General features: G+C 63.2%; 14 protein-coding genes and 1 pseudogene. 14 read left to right on the plus strand and 1 reads right to left on the minus strand.

Annotated elements, in window-relative coordinates:
• Positions 1 to 594 carry a winged helix-turn-helix domain-containing protein gene (locus BV106_RS30685; RefSeq protein ID WP_038171289.1) on the plus strand — a complete coding sequence of 198 codons (594 nt, stop codon included), beginning with the start codon at positions 1 to 3 and terminating at the stop codon, positions 592 to 594.
• Between the two features lie 65 nt (positions 595 to 659).
• On the opposite strand, the gene BV106_RS30690 is transcribed toward BV106_RS30685, so the two are convergent.
• Positions 660 to 1,568: a LysR family transcriptional regulator gene (locus BV106_RS30690; RefSeq protein ID WP_038171292.1), complete on the minus strand. Its 909-nt coding sequence runs from the start codon at positions 1,566 to 1,568 to the stop codon at positions 660 to 662.
• 168 nt (positions 1,569 to 1,736) lie between these two features.
• Between BV106_RS30690 and BV106_RS30695 the strand changes: the two genes are divergently transcribed.
• From BV106_RS30695 to BV106_RS30755, 13 genes and pseudogenes are all read left to right on the plus strand, one after another.
• Entirely contained in the window at positions 1,737 to 3,029 is a 1,293-nt protein-coding gene (locus BV106_RS30695) for a CmpA/NrtA family ABC transporter substrate-binding protein (RefSeq protein WP_038171295.1), read from the plus strand.
• Between the two features lie 24 nt (positions 3,030 to 3,053).
• On the plus strand, positions 3,054 to 3,944 hold the full coding sequence (ntrB, locus tag BV106_RS30700) for a nitrate ABC transporter permease (RefSeq protein WP_038171296.1): 891 nt from the start codon (positions 3,054 to 3,056) through the stop codon (positions 3,942 to 3,944).
• Positions 3,945 to 3,982: 38 nt separating this feature from the next.
• Complete coding sequence (locus BV106_RS30705) at positions 3,983 to 4,909, plus strand: ABC transporter ATP-binding protein (protein ID WP_038171299.1); 927 nt, start codon at positions 3,983 to 3,985, stop codon at positions 4,907 to 4,909.
• Positions 4,906 to 5,826 carry an ABC transporter ATP-binding protein gene (locus BV106_RS30710; RefSeq protein WP_051946576.1) on the plus strand — a complete coding sequence of 307 codons (921 nt, stop codon included), beginning with the start codon at positions 4,906 to 4,908 and terminating at the stop codon, positions 5,824 to 5,826. Before BV106_RS30705 ends, BV106_RS30710 begins: the two co-directional genes overlap by 4 nt.
• A 186-nt stretch (positions 5,827 to 6,012) precedes the next feature.
• Positions 6,013 to 7,359, plus strand: a complete 1,347-nt coding sequence (locus BV106_RS30715; RefSeq protein WP_038171301.1) for an alginate export family protein — start codon at positions 6,013 to 6,015, stop codon at positions 7,357 to 7,359.
• 199 nt (positions 7,360 to 7,558) lie between these two features.
• Positions 7,559 to 8,722, plus strand: a complete 1,164-nt coding sequence (locus BV106_RS30720) for a CmpA/NrtA family ABC transporter substrate-binding protein (RefSeq protein WP_265596245.1) — start codon at positions 7,559 to 7,561, stop codon at positions 8,720 to 8,722.
• Positions 8,719 to 9,924 (plus strand): nitrate/nitrite transporter, encoded by a 1,206-nt coding sequence (locus BV106_RS30725; RefSeq protein WP_038171302.1) that lies wholly within the window; start codon positions 8,719 to 8,721, stop codon positions 9,922 to 9,924. Before BV106_RS30720 ends, BV106_RS30725 begins: the two co-directional genes overlap by 4 nt.
• A 52-nt stretch (positions 9,925 to 9,976) precedes the next feature.
• Entirely contained in the window at positions 9,977 to 11,608 is a 1,632-nt protein-coding gene (locus BV106_RS30730; protein WP_038171304.1) for a bifunctional protein-serine/threonine kinase/phosphatase, read from the plus strand.
• 77 nt (positions 11,609 to 11,685) lie between these two features.
• Positions 11,686 to 12,756 carry a flavodoxin domain-containing protein gene (locus tag BV106_RS39015; protein WP_038171306.1) on the plus strand — a complete coding sequence of 357 codons (1,071 nt, stop codon included), beginning with the start codon at positions 11,686 to 11,688 and terminating at the stop codon, positions 12,754 to 12,756.
• Positions 12,725 to 13,357 (plus strand): hypothetical protein, encoded by a 633-nt coding sequence (locus BV106_RS39020; RefSeq protein WP_265596248.1) that lies wholly within the window; start codon positions 12,725 to 12,727, stop codon positions 13,355 to 13,357. The genes BV106_RS39015 and BV106_RS39020 overlap by 32 nt, the downstream gene beginning before the upstream one ends.
• Entirely contained in the window at positions 13,347 to 15,131 is a 1,785-nt protein-coding gene (locus BV106_RS30745; protein WP_051946583.1) for a NirA family protein, read from the plus strand. The genes BV106_RS39020 and BV106_RS30745 overlap by 11 nt, the downstream gene beginning before the upstream one ends.
• A gap of 78 nt (positions 15,132 to 15,209) precedes the next feature.
• Complete coding sequence (locus BV106_RS30750) at positions 15,210 to 16,814, plus strand: DmsC/YnfH family molybdoenzyme membrane anchor subunit (protein WP_051946584.1); 1,605 nt, start codon at positions 15,210 to 15,212, stop codon at positions 16,812 to 16,814.
• A gap of 22 nt (positions 16,815 to 16,836) precedes the next feature.
• Positions 16,837 to 17,082: pseudogene (locus BV106_RS30755) on the plus strand (nitrate reductase); the annotation flags it as partial.

The following is a 17,082-nucleotide window of genomic DNA, read 5'->3' on the forward strand; positions in this document are numbered from 1 at the left end:
ATGAAGATCGCAACTCCCCCCACTCCAGACGACGTACCCGCAGCTCTCCAGCTTCTCCAGGATGCTCTTGGAGAAGAAGAGGCTCGCATTCGCAAAGAGGGTTCTAAGGCAATGGAGGGAGGCGACTACGATACCGCCACAGCAGTGATCGATTTTGCCAGGCGACTGCTGGCCTTTCAGAATAAGGTCGCAGGATTGGAGATCGAATGGGCCGAGCTTGAAGACCTGCGCGATAAGGCCACGCCAGCCGTTCAGGAAATCGTTAGCAAACGCTTCTTTGGCCGGAGCAAGAAGGGCGACATCACCTCTCAGGACGACTATTGCGCCCCGGTCCTCCGTGTGCTGGTGGAAATGGGCGGCAGCGGCAAGACCAGGGATGTCATTACGAAGGTGGGACAGGCCATGAAAGGCACCCTTAAGCCCAAGGACTACGAGAAGACCACCAGCCGTGCGCGAGAGCCCCGTTGGGAAAACACCACCCGCTGGGCACGGCAGAAGATGGTGGACGACGGTCGGATGAAGTCAGACAGCCCCACCGGAGTCTGGGAAATCTCCGACAAGGGACGTGCGTGGCTGAAGAGGTCCGCGGTGTAGCAACTGGACTCTGGAAGTGGGAGACACTCCAGCCAAGGAGGTCGCTTAGATGGAAGCATCCCTCCTCACCTTGCCAATTGCTCCCCGACCTGCTCGCACAGCGTCATAAACGTCTGCTCCGCGAGCGACACGGGCTTCTGCTTCATGTGGGCGACCACCCATTGTCTCTTAATCCTTGAGCGCACCAACGGCAATGAAACGAGCTCCCCAGACTTGATCTCCGCGGGGGCGGTCCAGGCGGCGACCATGGCGACGCCTAAGCCGAGTTTGACGAGTTCCTTGATGGCCTCGGTGTTGCCGAGTTCGATGAAGGACTTGGGGCGGACGCCGAGTTTCAGGAAATACTCACCGATCATCTCGAACGTGGAGCTGTTCCGGCTGGAGATGATGTAGGTCTCGCCCGCGAGGTCCTTGGTCTTGGGATGCTGCTGGGCCCAGGGGTGGAGGGGGCTGGCGAGGAAGATGAGTTCATCTTCAAACAACGGGCGGCAGTCCACGCGGGCGACATCGCGCGGACGCAGGCAGACGGCGAGATCGAGCACGCCTTCTTCAAGACGTTGCAGGGTGTCGGGCGTCTCCCCCGGCACGACGGAGATGCTATATAAGGGGAAGGAGTCCTTAAACTCCCGCAGCACGGTGGGCAGGATGAACTGGGAGGCGGCGGGCGTGGACCCGATGCGGATCTGACCACGCGGATTCTGATCCAGCGCGCCCAGACTGGCACGGGCCAGGGCCATCTGGCGCTGAATTTCCTCCGCATGACGCAGCAGTTCGCGGCCGTGGTGGGTGAGCAAAACGCGCTTTCCCTGCCGGTGAAACAGCATGCAGCCCAGGTCCTCCTCCAGGGCGCGGATGGCATGACTGATGGCCGATTGCGTCAAATGCAGGGACCTCCCGGCCTGGGTAAAGCTCCCCTCACGGGCGAGGACGGTGAAGGCACGAAGCTGACGCGAATCGAGGAGTGGAGAATCCATCTATGAATGAAATTCATACTTGGCGTTAGAAAGTTGTCGAGCGGTTTTTCATTCTTGGCCCGGCGGTGGCACGTGCCGTGCAGTTCAAAACAGCCGCAAGAGCGCATCCTGCATTTTTCATTAGCCAGACTCATCCCTCCTTTATCTCCACCCTCCCAACACCTCTCCATGAAGATGCTCCCCGAAGCCGGCCTCACCCGCCGCGAAATGATCCGGAAGACCACCAAGGCCCTGGGCGCCAGCGCGTTGTTTTCCGGCCTGCCCGCAGGCTGGGTCGGCTCTGCGTTTGCTGATGACTCCCCGGAAGTCAAAGATGTGAACCTGGGCATCATCGCCCTCACGGACTGCTCGAGCATCGTCATTGCTCATGAAAAAGGGCTCTTCAAGAAGTACGGCATCAACTCCAAAGTGAGCAAGGGCGCGAGCTGGGCTGCGATCCGCGACTCGCTCTCCAACGGCGACCTCCACGGCACCCACATGCTGCTCGGCATGCCTATTGCTTCCACCATGGGTCTGGGTGGTGCGCCCAAGAAGCCTATGATTGTCCCGTGGCTGCTCAACCGCAATGGCCAGGCTATCACGCTCAAGAAAGAGCTGAAGGGCAAGGTGGCAGCCGATCCCAAGGCGCTGAAGCCCTTTGTGGATGAAGCCAAGGCGGCGGGCAAGCCGATGACCTTTGCCATGACCTTCCCGCCGGGCACGCACGCCATGTGGATCCGCTACTACCTGGCCGCGGGTGGCATCCACCCCGGTGATGCAAGCGGCGCTGGCGCGGACATCTCCCTCATCACCATCCCGCCGCCCCAGATGGTGGCGAACATGAAGGTGGGCCAGATGGACGGCTTCTGCGTGGGCGAGCCCTGGAACGCGCGCAGCATCGTGGACGACATCGGCTTCACCTCCATCACCACCCAGGCGATCTGGAAGGACCACCCGGAAAAGGTGTGCGCCTTCACCCAGGAGTTCGCGGAAAAAAATCCCAAGACCGTGAAAGCGGTGCTCAAGGGTCTGCACGAGGCCAGCGTGTGGCTGGACAAGATGGAGAACCGCGAGGAGCAGGCCAGCATCGTGAGTGCGGCCACCTACATCAACTGCCCGCCGGAAATCATCCTGCCCCGTCTGCAGGGCAAGTACGACATGGGCGACGGCCGGCGCTTCCGCGACCCGAACTACATGACCTTCAGCGACCGCAACTGCAACTACCCGCAGGCCAAGTACGGCCTCTGGTGGCTCACCCAGCTCCGCCGCTGGGGCTTCACCGCGGGCGCACCGGAATACGCAGCGGTGACCAAGCAGGTGATGCGCGGCGACATCTACGAAGAAGCCATGAAGGAGATCGGCTACACCCACGGCGGAGCCGATGACAAACCGGAGAGCTTCTTCGACGGCAGCGTCTTTGATCCCAAGGCCGACCTGGAGGCCTATGCCGCCAGCTTTGCCATCAAGAGCCTGAAAGCCTAATCCCCCCACCCCACTGAACCGCAGATGAACCTGACCCTGTTCCAGAAACTCAAGCTCGAGTCCGTCATGCTGCCAGCCCTGGCCATTCTGGGCTGCTGCCTGATCTGGTACGTGATTGCCGGAAAATCCGTCACCACCGTCAAGACCGACGACTGGGGCGACACGGTGAAGGTGACGAAACGCAGCGGCATCTCTGCCGATCTCCCCACCCCGGTGGAGACCTGGACGGCGAGCAAGGCGTACATCACTGACCCGTTCGCCAAGCGTGGCGAACTGGACCAGGGCATTCTGCGGTTCACCTGGCTGTCTCTGAAACTGGTGGCGCAAGGTTATTTCCTTGCGCTGCTGATTGGAACCCCCATTGGATTCCTGCTGGGCCTGTCCAAGAAGTTCTCCATGGCGTTTGACCCCATCATCCAGATTCTGCGCCCGGTCTCCCCGCTGGCCTGGCTGCCCCTGGGCATGATCCTCTTCAGCGGGGTGAAGGTCATGGATGCCGGCGGACGCACCACCTTTGGTGCCTCCGATGCGGCCGCCCTCTTCACCATCGCCATCTGCGCCATGTGGCCCACGGTGATGAACACGGCGGTGGGCGTGCGCGCCGTGCCACAGGACTACCTGAACGTGGCCAAGGTGCTGAAACTCTCCCGCACCAAGACGCTGTGGAAGGTGCTGGTGCCCGCCACCCTGCCCTACATGTTCACCGGCTTCCGCCTCAGCCTGGGGATCGCCTGGCTGGTGATCGTGGCGGTGGAGATGCTGACCGGCCGGCCCGGCGTGGGCGGCTTCCTCTGGCAGCAGTACAACGCGAACAGCTTCGCCCACATCATCCTTTGCATCAACGTAATCGGTCTCGTCGGTTATGTCCTCGACCGCCTCATGAGCCTCGCGGAGTCGAAGCTGAAGACGGCCTGATGCGAGTTTCCTAAACCCCCATCCTCATTTACCAGGTCATGTCCCAACCCATTCTCTCACTCAAGAATGTCAGCAAGGGCTACGGGGCCAAAGGGGCCCGCACGGAGGTGCTGCGCGACATCAGCCTGGAGGTCCGGGAGGGCGAGTTCGTCGCCATCGTGGGCTACTCCGGCTCGGGCAAGACCACCTTCATCAACATGCTGGCCGGGCTGCTCAAGCCCGACAGCGGCGAGGTGCTGCTGGATGGCAAGCCCATCACCGGTCCCGGGCCGGACCGCGGCCTGGTCTTCCAGAACTACTCCCTCCTCCCCTGGCTGACGGTAACGGAAAACATCGCCCTCGCGGTGGACAGCGTCTTCCCCACGTGGAGTCAGGAGCAGAAGTCCGCCCACATTGCCAAATACATCGCCATGGTGAAGCTGACCAAGGCGGCGGGCAAACTACCCCGTGAGCTCTCCGGCGGCATGCGCCAGCGTGTCTCCGTAGCCCGCGCGCTGGCCATGGACTCCCGGGTGCTGCTGCTGGATGAGCCCCTGAGCGCCCTGGACGCGCTGACGCGGGCCAACCTGCAGGATGACATCAGCGAGATCTGGCAGAGCTCCCGCAAGACGGTGGTGTGGATCACCAATGACCCGGACGAGGCCATTCTCCTGGCGGACCGCGTCATTCCCCTGCTGCCCACTGCCCCGGCCACCCTGGGCCAGGCCATCGACATCCCGCTGGCCCGTCCACGTGACCGCTCTGCGATCAACCACGACCCGCAGTTCAAGGCCCTGCGCAACCAGCTCATCAACCTGCTGCTGGCCGCCAAGGAAAAGAGCCGCACCACCGTGAGCAAGAAGCTCGTCCTGCCCGACATCCTCCCCGAGGACATCTCCACGCCGAACTCCATCCAGTACCTGACCCGCCGCGGCCCCCGCCGCCGGTCCGAGGAAAAACGCGAAGAACTTGAAGTCGCATCATGAGCACTGTTTCCGTCCCCCCACCCAAAAAGAAGACCTTGCTGGAAATCTCCCGGCTCTGGAAGTCCTACCCAGCCCCGGGCGGTGGAGAAGCCGTCATCGTCAAGGATTTCAACCTCAAGTTGGAAGAGGGCGAGTTCGCCACGCTCATCGGCCACTCCGGCTGCGGCAAGTCCACCGTGCTCTCCATGGTGGCCGGCCTGAGCGAGGTGACCAAGGGCGGCATCATCCTGGCAGGCCGGGAGACCACCGACCCCGGCCCGGACCGCGGCGTGGTCTTCCAGGCACCCTGCCTGCTCCCGTGGCAGACGGCGTTTGAAAACGTGATGCTGGGCGTGAACCAGGTGTACTTCACCGCGAGCAAGGCGGAACGCCGCCAGATCACGGAGTACTACCTGAGCGTGGTGGGCCTGTCCGACTCCATGCACAAGTATCCCGGCGAGCTCTCCCAGGGCATGCGGCAGCGTGTGGGCATCGCCCGCGCCTTCGCCCTCCAGCCGAAGATGCTGCTCCTGGACGAGCCCTTCGGCATGCTGGACGCGCTGACGCGGTTCGAGCTCCAACAGGTGCTGCTGGAGCTGTGGCGCAAGTTCCGCATCACCACCCTGATGGTGACGCATGATGTGGATGAGGCCATCTTCCTGAGTGACCGCGTGGTCATGATGACCGACGGCCCCGAGGCCGAGGTGGGCGACATCCTGCGCATCCCCTTTGCCCGGCCGCGCGAGCGGAAGGTCATCATGGAAGATCCGCAATACTATGAGCTGCGTGAGCACCTCATCACCTTCCTGAATGAGCGCTCTCATCTGCGCCCGAGCAAGGACCCGAACTTCCGGCCCTCGCCCGACATGGCGGCGGAGCTGGCCTCCCACCCGCACATCAGCCCGGCCGGAATGAGGCTGCAGACCTCTGCCGCATAGCGCCCGATCGCGCCCCACTAGTTTCCCATAACCGCCAGGGTGAACTCCTTCACCCCACGCCCTTTCCATGCCTTTTCCCGGCCGTCGCAAGGCCACCCGGGGATCCCCTCAAACTCCCGCGCCAAATAAACTGCTGCAACAACCCGACTCAACTCAACTCAACTCGTGCTCTCAACACCTACCCACATGAAACAAGCACTCGTCATCCCGCTGCTCGCCGCCGCCTCCGCCGGCCTCAGCCTCGCTGGTGAGCCAGCGGCCAAGAACCCGAAGGCCGTGGTCATCCCGCCACCGGAGCCCAAGATCGTCACCTTCGACTTCCAGGAGCGGCTCCGCTTCGAGTACCGGGAGAACAACTTCGACTTCAACGACGGCGTCAACTCCCTGACCGATGACTCCTGGCTCCTCCAGCGGGCCCGGCTCGGCATCAAGGTCTCCCCCACGGACTATCTCAGCTTCTACGTGCAGGGGCAGAGTTCCCTCGAACTCGATTCCGACCGGCCCAATGAACCCGGCGTGATGGGAGCGGAAGGTGATGACGCCATCGACCTGCGCCAGGCCTACATCAAGATCGGGCCGAAGGATCTCAACGTCACCATCGGCCGCCAGATCCTCAGCTACGGCGATGAGCGCCTGATTGGCTCCTTCGACTGGAACAACCTCGGCCGCACCTTCGATGCGGTGAAGTTCCACTACGGCACCAAGGACTGGAACATCGAAGCCTTTGCCGCCACCGTGGTGGTGCCGGACAGCGATGACTTCAACTACAGCGACCTCTTTGACGGCAACGAAACCGGTCGCAACCAGATCTTCAGCGGCGTTTACCTGAGCACCGCGGCGCTCTGCCCCCTGGGCTCCACCACAGACTTCTACGCGCTGCATCTGCATGAGGAGTACCCAGTGGGAGACACCAACTTCGTCACGCTGGGTACCCGTGTGAAGGCCGATGTCACTAAAACCGGTGGCTGGGACTTCGAGACGGAGATGGCCGCCCAGTTCGGCGAGGTGAAGGACAAGGACCTGAGCGCCTTTGCCGGTCACTGGGGATTTGGCTATGTCTGGACCAAGAGTGCGTGGAAACCGCGCCTGTTTGCCGAGTACAACTTCGCCACCGGTGACAGCAATGCCAAGGATGGCGATGTGGACACCTTCCAGAACCTGTTCCCCACGAACCACAAGTTCTACGGCTACATGGATGCCTTCTCCTGGCAGAACATTCACAACCCGGCGGTCAGCTTCTCCGTCCAGCCGACCAAGACGGTTAAACTGCAGCTCGACTACCACGCCTTCTTCCTGGCAGACACCAATGATGCCTGGTACCGCGCCAATGGCGTGACGGCCGTACGCCCCATCAAGGGCAGCGCGAGCGACTTCGTGGGCACGGAGCTGGACTTCACCGCCACGTGGAAGGCCACCAAGAACCTCAGCTTCCTGGCAGGGTACAGCCACTTCTTCTGCGGCGACTATGCCAAGGCCACCGGCGCAGCGGATGATGCGGACTTCGCCTACGTGCAGGCCACGTTCGACTTCTAATCCCGCCAGTCGTTCTCATTCAGTCAGTTAATCGTTCAGTTTGTTGTTGTGTGTCGTGGAACCCCTCTGGCCCTTGGGGTCAGAGGGGTTTTCCATGACCGGCCACTCATGAACGAAATTCATCAATATCCTGAAAATTGCGATGAATCGCTCACGCATTTTATTCACGAATGGCACACGGCATGCATTGATCTGCACCGTGAATTCCACCACATCCACCCCAGCCCTGAGCTCCAAGCCCGCCCCCAGCAAGGTGCGCGTGGGCTTCATTGCCCTGGCCGACTGTGCCCCGCTGCTCATCGCGGATGAGCTGGGCTTGTTTGAGAAACACGGGGTGGAGGTGGAGCTGAGCCGGGAGGTCGGCTGGGCCACCATCCGGGAAAAGATCCTCTACGGGCAGATCGATGCCGCCCACTCCATTGCCGGTCTGGCCCTCTCGCTGCGACTCGGGCTGGAGGGTGCCGTCTGCCCGGCGATCTGCCCGTTTGTTTTCAACCTGCATGGCGATGCCATCACCCTGAGCATGAATCTCTGGCATCGTGGGGTGCGGGATGCCCAGACCCTGCAGAAGCTCATCCGCAGCACGCCGCAGAGCCTTTTCACCTTTGCCATCGTCGCCCGCACGTCCTCGCATAATTTCCTCATCCGCCGCTGGCTGAAGAGCGGAGGCATCGATCCGGATCGCGATGTGCGTCTGGTGGTGCTTCCACCCACCCAGATGGCCGGCTCTCTGAACGCGGGCCTCATCGATGGCTACTGCGTGGGCGAGCCCTGGAACTCCCTCTCCATCGCCCATGGCACTGGCTGGTGCCCGGCCATCAGCGAGGACATCATGCCCGGCCATCCGGAGAAGATCCTCCTCACCACAGAGCACTTCGCCGCGAAGAAGCCCGAGGCACTGAACGCGATGATCCGCGCGCTCCAGGAGGCCTGCGAATACTGCGACAAACCCGAGAACCGCCCCCGCATCGTGGACATCCTCACGGGCGGCGGCCACCTGCGTGTGGATCCCGGCATTCTGCGTCTCTCACTCATCGGCCCCTTTGATGACGGCACCAAGCAGCTGCGTGATGCCTCGAACTTCCACATCTTCCACCGGCGGGATGCCAACGTCCCCACGCTGGAGAAGGCCGGCTGGCTGCTGGGCGAGTTCGTCCGCCATGGCCTGATCCCGCAGGAGCTCAAGGATGTGGCCGCCCAGGCCTCCGCCGCCTGCTGGCGCACGGACATCTACCACCGCGCCCTGAAGAAGACTTCCTCAAAGAAAACGCAAAACGCCCAGGCCAAAACCCGGGCGACTCCCACCGCCATCCGCAAACCTCGCCGCACGCACGCTTCCACACCTGCATCCGTCACCGCATGAAATTCGCCGACCTCAAGAACTCAGGGCACTGGCCCACCCTGCTCACCACGTTCCTGTACTTTGACTTCAGCTTCATGGTGTGGACCGTGCTGGGTCCGCTGGGAGCGCAGATCGGGGAGTCCCTGCATCTGGATGCCGGGCAGAAGGGCCTGATGGTGGCCGTGCCCATTCTTTCTGGGGCCATCCTCCGCCTCGTGCTGGGCATGCTGGTGGACCGCATCGGTGCCAAGACGACCGGGATCCTGGCACAGATCATTGTGATGCTGGGCCTGGCCGGAGCCTGGCTGCTGGGGGTGCAGAGCTTTGCCACCGTGCTCACGCTCGGCTTTGTGCTCGGGTTCGCCGGGGCGAGCTTCGCCGTGGCGCTGCCGCAGGCAGGTCGCTGGTACCCGCCGCGCCTCCAGGGCGTGGTGATGGGGCTGGCCGGTGCGGGCAACGTGGGCGTGGTGCTGGACAGCCTGATCGCCCCGCGTCTGGCCAATGCCTACGGCTGGCAGAGCGTGTTTGGTTTTTCCTTGATCCCGGCCATCCTGGTCTTCATCGCCTACATCCTCATCTCGAAAGAGGCTCCCGGTGAGTTCAAGAAGAAGAAGATCCGCGACTATGTGAACCTGCTGAAGGAGAAGGACGCCCACTGGTTCTGCTTCTACTACACGGTCAGCTTCGGCGGCTTCGTGGGTCTGGCCAGCTACTACGTGCTGTATTTCAAGAGCGAGTTCGGCCTCACCGCCGTGCATGCCGGTGACTATGCGGCGGCCTGCACCTTCATTGGCGCCATCCTCCGCCCGGTGGGTGGCGGCGTGGCAGACCGGTTCGGCGGCATCCGCTCGCTGCTCGCCTTCTACTCGCTGGCGGCCGTCGGTCTGGTGGCAGCAGCTTTCACGCACCATGAGTATGGCAACCTGGCCATCTTTCTGGTCATCAGCGGTGCACTCGGCATGGCGAACGGTTCCGTGTTCCAGCTCCTGCCCCAGCGCTTCGGCAAGGACCTGGGTGTGATGACCGGCCTCGTGGGCTGCGGCGGTGGGGTGGGTGGCTTCTACCTGGCCACCTCCCTGGGCTACGCGAAGAACGCCACCGGCTCCTGCAGTGTGGGCTTCCTGGTCTTTGCCGGACTCTGTGTGCTGGCCATCTGCGGTCTGGCGCTGGTGAAGAACCGCTGGCGCACCACCTGGGGCGCCCTCACCGAGGCCCGCATCTGATCTTTATTTCCTAAATCCCGTTCATCGCCCCCTTTCAGAAACTACTCCGCTCATGAAGATTCACCCCAGCACCTACGGCATGGCCCGGGAGAAGGACACCCCTTCCTCCGACGCCTTTGCGGTGAAGTCCTGGGGTGACACCGTCATCGCCGTGCTGGCCGACGGGGCTGGCACGGGTGAGCCCGCCCGGGAGGCGGCACAGCGGGCCGTGAGCTCCCTGGTGAGCCACTACCAGGCCCGGCCAAAGTCCTGGGAGCCCGCGAGGGCGCTGGAGGAGTTCACGAAGCTGCTCAACCGCATGTTCTACCAGGAGTCCATGGCCCGCTTTGAGCGGCCGGAGATGGTCTCCACCCTGGCTGTGGCAGTGATCGAAGGCGACCGCCTCTATGGCGTCAATGTGGGCGACTCCCGCATCTGCCTGGGTCGCCAGGGCGGCATGCTGGTGCTCTCTGAAGATCATGTGGATGATGAGCGCCGCAACGTGCTGACGAAGGCCCTGGGCATGGCCCCGGAACTGGATCCCCATGTGTTTGAAACCGAGGTGCGGGACGGTGATGTGGCCTTCCTCTGCTCCGATGGCGTGAGCAATCACTACGAAGTGGCCGGTCTGGCCACGGCGCTGGAGGGCCGCAGCTCGGCCCGCAGCATTGTGAAGACGGCGCGCGCGGCCGCCAGTGATGAAACGCTCGATGACATGAGCGCCATTGTCATCGATATTGCCGAAACCGGAAAACTGCGGGCCATGAGTGAACGCAGCCTGACCATCCCGACTGCCCTTGCCAAAGGGGAGGTGCTCGACGGCTACGAACTCCTCCGGCCCCTGCAGATCGGCGGACGCGTCTGGCTCGCCGAAAAGGATGGCATCCACGTGGTGCTGAAGTTTGCGCCCGTAGAGGCTCTGGAGAGCGAGCAGCACCTCAATGCCTATCTGCGCGAGGTGTGGAACGCCACCCGCATCAAGAACGACTTCTTTGTCCGCTCTGAGGAGCCTGCCGGGGCCACCGCCCGGTATTATGTGATGGAGTTTGTGAATGCGCCCAGCCTGGCGACGCTCCTCACCACCCGCCGCCTGCATGTGGACGAGGCGCTGGCGCTCGGTAGTTTCCTCTCCCGCTCCTCCGCCGCCCTGCTGAAGCTGGATCTCGTGCACGGCGACATCAAGCCGGAGAACGTGCTGGTGCTGCGTGAAGGCGATGCCCTGAGCTTCAAGCTTGTGGATCTGGGCAGCGCCGCGGAGATCTTCTCCGTCACCTCCCGCGCGGGCACGGCCAGCTACCTGGCCCCGGAGCGCTTCCACGGCGGCCCGGTGAGCGAGCGCACCGAGATCTTCGCCATCGGCGTGACGCTCTTCCAGGCACTCACTGGCCGCCTGCCCTACGGACGTATTGAGCGCTTCCAGACGCCGTCGTTTAGCGCGCCCAAGTCCCCCACCCGGCTGAATGCCAACATCCCACCGTGGCTGGAGGCCATCGTCCTGCGCGCCATTTCCATCGATCCCGAGCGCCGCTACCAGCATTACTCGGAGCTCACCTTTGACCTCGCCCACCCGAACAAGGTGGAACCCTTCCACGAGCGCGGCACATCCCTGCTGGAGCGCAACCCGCTCGGCTTCTACCGCACCGGTTTCTTCATCCTGCTTTTCACCGTGCTCTGGCTGCTCCTGCAGCTCCTCTCCCGCCGCTGAAATGAACTGACCGCCCCCGTGCGCTTCCCCGCCTGCCGCCTCGAAGATACCTCGAACCCCAAGCTTTCCCGACCCACATGACCACCGTTCCCATCATTCCTGAGAGCGCCCCCTTCACCTCTGATCAACGAGCCTGGCTCAACGGCTTCCTGGCCGGCATCCTCAGCCAGGGTCAGGGCGGTGCCCCCGCTCTGGGCGCCCCGGCCCCTGCCGTGGAGAAGCTACCGCTCCTCATCGCCTTCGGCAGCCAGAGCGGCAATGCCGAGTCTCTCGCGAAGAAGCTGGTCAAGGAGGCCTCCGGACGTGGCTTCGCCGCCCGCGCCGCGGGTCTGGATGCCCTGCAACCTGCGGCACTCGCCGCGGAGAAGAATCTCATCATCATCACCAGCACCTGGGGTGAGGGCGACATGCCGGACAATGCGGTGAGCTTCTGGGACGGCCTGAATCAGAACGGCTCCTCCCCCAAGCTGGACGGCCTGCGCTACTCCGTGCTGGCGCTGGGGGACATGAACTACGGCGACACGTTCTGCCTCGCCGGTCGCAAACTCGACGAACGCCTCGAGCAGCTCGGCGCCTCCCGCATTCACCCGCGGGTGGATTGCGATGTGGAGTTCGATGAACTTGCCAAGAACTGGAGCGAAGGCGTCTTCAAATCCCTGGAGTCCGCCGGTCCGGCCTCGGCTGGTGCCGCAGTGGCCGCTCCCGCACCCGCCGCAGTCCCGGCTCCGGTGCAGGAGGAAGCCACCGGCTACTCGAAGAAGAACCCCTTTCCCGCCGCGCTAATCGGCAATCTGGAACTCAACCAACAGGGCTCGTCCAAGGACACCCGCCACATCGCCTTCTCGCTGAAGGACAGCGGTCTGGTGTATGAAACCGGGGATGCCCTGGGCGTCTTCACCCAGAACTGCCCGGAGGTGGTGGCCACCATCATCGCCGCCCATGGGTTGGACCCTGAAACTCCTGTGCCCCTGCCCGATGGCAGCGAGGCCCCGCTCAAGACGGCTCTGCAGACCGCCTATGAGGTGCGCAATCTGCTGGGCGTCACTCCGGAGAAAGCCCCGCGCGACCACGGACTTCATCTCCGGGCTCCGCAAGCTCCAGCCCCGGCTTTACTCCATCGCCTCCAGCCCGAAGGCGCACCCGGATGAGGTGCACCTCTGCGTGGGTGCAGTGCGCTACGAGAAGGACGGCGTGGCGCACAAGGGTGTCTGCTCCACCTTCCTGGCGGACCGCCTGGAGGTCGGTGCCCCCACCGGCGTCTTCGTCCACACGGCCAAGCACTTCCGCGTGCCGGCGGATGCCTCCAAGCCGATGATCATGGTGGGCCCAGGCACGGGCATCGCCCCCTTCCGCGCCTTCCTTGAGGAACGTGAAGCCACCGGGGCTCCAGGAAAGAACTGGCTCTTCTTCGGTGATCAGAAGGAGTCCACGGACTTCCTCTACCGCAGCCAGATCCAGGACTGGCACAAGAGCGGGTTCCTCACCCGCCTGGACCTGGCCTTCTCCCGCGATCAGGTGGAGAAGATCTATGTGCAGACCCGGATGCTGGAGAATGCCGCCGAGCTCTGGCGCTGGCTGGAGGAAGGAGCCCACTTCTACGTCTGCGGTGATGCCTCCCGCATGGCCAAGGACGTGGACGCCGCGCTCCACACCATCATCCAGCAGCAGGGCGGCAAGTCCGCCGACGAAGCCGCGGCCTATGTGGCCGACCTGAAGAAAACCAAACGCTATGCCCGCGATGTCTACTGAACTTCTTCCCCCACCCTCCCGCACCGTGACACCCGCACCCGCACCGGCAGCCCAGGACTTCAGCAGCGATCAGAAGCGCTATCTGGAGGGCTTCTTCGCCGCCCTTCAGGCGCGCGGCGTGAGCTTCGGCGACATGTCGCCCCTGCCCATGGCCCCGCCTTCCGCTGAGCCACGCGTGAATCTGGAAGACCTCACCAAGGAGGAGCGCATCAAGCGTGATGTGCACCCCTTTGACGCGATCGAGCAGCTCATCATCGATGCGCGGTGGAACGCCGCCCCGGAACCGGAGACGGTGTTCCGCAACAAGTGGAACGGCCTCTTCTGGCTCTCCCCGGTGAAGGACGGCTACATGTGCCGCCTGCGCATCCCCGGTGGCATTGTGAAATCCTTCCAGCTCCGCGAGCTGGCCGCGATCTCCCGTGAGCTGACCACTGGCTACATCCAGATCACCACGCGGAACAACTTCCAGATCCGGCTCATTGAGCCCAAGAACTGCCCGGAAGTGCTGCGCCGCATCCAGTCCGTGGGTCTGCACTCCAAGGGCGCCGGCGGGGACAACATCCGCAATATTACCATGAACCCCTGTGCGGGCTATGACCCGTACGAGCTGGTGGATGTGCGCCCGTATGTGAATGAACTGGCCACCCACATCATCGCCAGCAAGGAGTTCTACGACCTGCCGCGCAAGTTCAACATCGCCTACGACGGCGGTGGTCTGGTGAGCAGCGTGGAGGACACGAATGACATCGGTGCCACCGCGGTGGAGATCGGCACGAACGACCAGGGCATCGAGCCCGGTCTGTGGTTCCGCATCGGTCTCGGCGGTGTGACGGGTCACAAGACCTTCGCCAGCGACTGGGGCGTGCTCGTGAAGCCCGAGGAGCTGAACAAAGTCATTCTTGCCATCGTGCGGGTGTTCATCCGCGATGGCGACCGGACCAACCGCAAGAAGGCCCGGCTGAAGTATTTGCTGGAGGGGCGGGGACTCGATGGCTTCCGCAATGACGTGGAAGCGGTGCTGGGATACACTCTGCAAAGTCTGGCACCTGACTCGCCCCTCCAGTTGCCCCGTCGTTTCTCCCAGCAGGGTCACTCCCATGTGGGGGCGTACCCGCAGAAGCAGGAAGGCCTGCACTACATCGGCGCCAGCGTGCCCGTGGGCCAGCTCACGGCCAAGCAGCTGGAGCGCATCGCGGACATTGCCGACAGCTACGGCACCGGCGAGATCCGCCTGACCGTCTGGCAGAATTTCATCGTACCCAATGTGCCTACCGCCTTCGTGGCCACGGCCAGCAAGGCGCTTCGAAAGCTCGGCTTCCCCACAGATCAGAGCCCGCTGCGCAACGGCTTCGTAGCCTGCACGGGCAACCGCTACTGCAAATACGCAGCCAGCGACACCAAGGGTCACGCCATCGCCATGATGGACTACCTGGACAAGCGCGTGAAGCTGGACACCCCGGTGAACATCCACTTCACCGGCTGCGCGCACAGCTGCGCCCAGCACTTCATGGGCGACATCGGCCTCCTCGGCACCAAGGCCAAGGGCGAGTCCGGCGAAGGCTACCACGTCACCGTCGGCGGTGGGTTTGGTGAGAACCGCATGGTCGGCCGCCAGATCTTCAGCGCCGTGCCCTACGAATCCCTCGGCACCACACTGGAGGCGATGCTCAAGACCTACCTCGCCAAACGCCAGCCAGAGGAGAGCTTCCACAAGTTCTGCAACCGGCACTCGGTCGGCGATCTGCAGGTGCTGTTCTCGGAAGCGATGGGTTGAAAGGCATCGGGTTCTGAGAAAGAACCCTTTCACCTCTAGAGACTTTTCACTTTTCACTCTTAACTTTTCACTTCACCAATGACCCTCGACCACCGCACCTCACTCGTGGACAAGCTCCTGGCCGAACAGCAGGACTTTTCCACGGCGGTGTCGAAGTTCTCTGAATGGCATGACCAGGCCCACGACGAGCCGCTCCAGGCGCGTTATTACAAGAACCTGATCCCGCTGAGCAAACCGCTCAAAGGGGAGCAGTTCGCGTTTGAGGTGAATCTGGACCAGTGCACGGGCTGCAAGGCCTGTGTGGCCGCCTGCCACTCCATGAACGGACTGGATGAGCACGAGAGCTGGCGGGACATGGGGGCGCTGGCCGGTTGCCGGGACGAACCCTATGTCCAGACGGTCACCACCGCCTGCCATCACTGCACAGACCCGGCTTGCGCCGAGGGCTGCCCGGTGCTGGCCTATGAAAAAGATGAGGAAACCGGCATCGTCCGCCATCTGGATGATCAGTGCATCGGCTGCTCGTACTGCATCCTGAAGTGCCCGTACGATGTGCCCAAGTACAACCCCAAGCGCGGCATTGTGCGCAAGTGCGACATGTGCCAGCAGCGTCTGGCGGTGGGTGAGGCTCCCGCCTGTGTGCAGTCCTGCCCGAACGGCGCGATTGCCATCCGCATTGTGAAGATGGACGTGGTGAAGGAAGCCACCCGCAAGCCGGGCAAGCGATTGCTGCCTGGCGCGTTTGATTCCTCCTACACGCATCCCACCACGAGTTATGTTTCCTCGAAGCCGATTCCTGACTTCGCCCGCCCCCAGCATGACGGGGAGCTGCAACTGGAGGAGATGCACGGGCCCCTGGCCTGGATGCTGGTGCTGACCCAGATGGCCACGGGTATTTTCATCGCTGCCCTCTGCTCATGGGTGGAACCCGCGAAGATGCAGGCGCTGAGCCTGGCCGCACTGGTGGTCCTGGCCGCCGGTCTGGGCACGAGCGTGCTCCACTTGGGGCAACCCTTCCGCGCCTGGCGGGCCTTCCTGGGCTGGCGCAAGTCATGGCTGAGCCGCGAGGTCATGGCCTTCGGTGGATTCTTCAAGATCGGTGCGCTTGCCTGGTGGTTCAATCATCCTGCACTGGTCGGTCTGACGGTCGCGGCGGGTCTGGCCAGTGTCTTCTGCTCCTGCATGGTGTACGTGGACACACGGCGCTCCTACTGGGTTGCGCCCATCACCTTTGCCAAGTTCTTCGGCACCACGGTGCTGCTGGGCAGTGCCAGTGCGGCGGCCGTGCTGGGCTGGCTGCAGATGCTGGGTCTGTGGCAGGGCGGGCCGGTGTATGCCACGCTCTTTGCCGCTGCGGCCATCGTCTTCCGCACAGGCCTCTTCGTGTATGAGTGGTCGCTGCAATCCACTGCCCTCGGCAACAGTCACCACCCCTGCCATCGCTCTGCCAAGACCCTGGCCACGCTGGCTCAGAGCGCTCTGCAAGTGCGGGTGCTGCTCTTCATCATCTCCACCGTCTTCGGATTCCTCGCCATGGGCAATGTGGGCAACCTCATCGCCGCCTGGGCCACCATCTCACTCGTGACGACCTTCGCCTCTCAGGTGATCGAGCGTCATCTCTACTTCGCCGGCGGAGTCGCCACCCGGATGCCCGGGGTGCCGATGACTCCGCACCATCATTGATCGACCCCTCACTGGAATGAACATGAGCGCGCGTCTCCCTGAACTGATCCGGGCCTTCAACGGCCCCATGACCAAGGAACTGGTGCTGGAGCCTGCCAAATTTGGCCTCGGTAGCCTGCCCTCCCGCACCCAGCCAGTCTCCGTGGCCCACGCGGTGTGTGGCTTCTGCTCCACCGGCTGTGGCCTGAAGATCCACCTGGATGAAAAGGGCCAGGCCATCAATCTCACGCCCAACACGCAGTACCCTGTGAACCTGGGCATGGCGTGC

The organism is Verrucomicrobium sp. BvORR106, assembly GCF_000739655.1.
Classification (GTDB): domain Bacteria; phylum Verrucomicrobiota; class Verrucomicrobiia; order Verrucomicrobiales; family Verrucomicrobiaceae; genus Verrucomicrobium.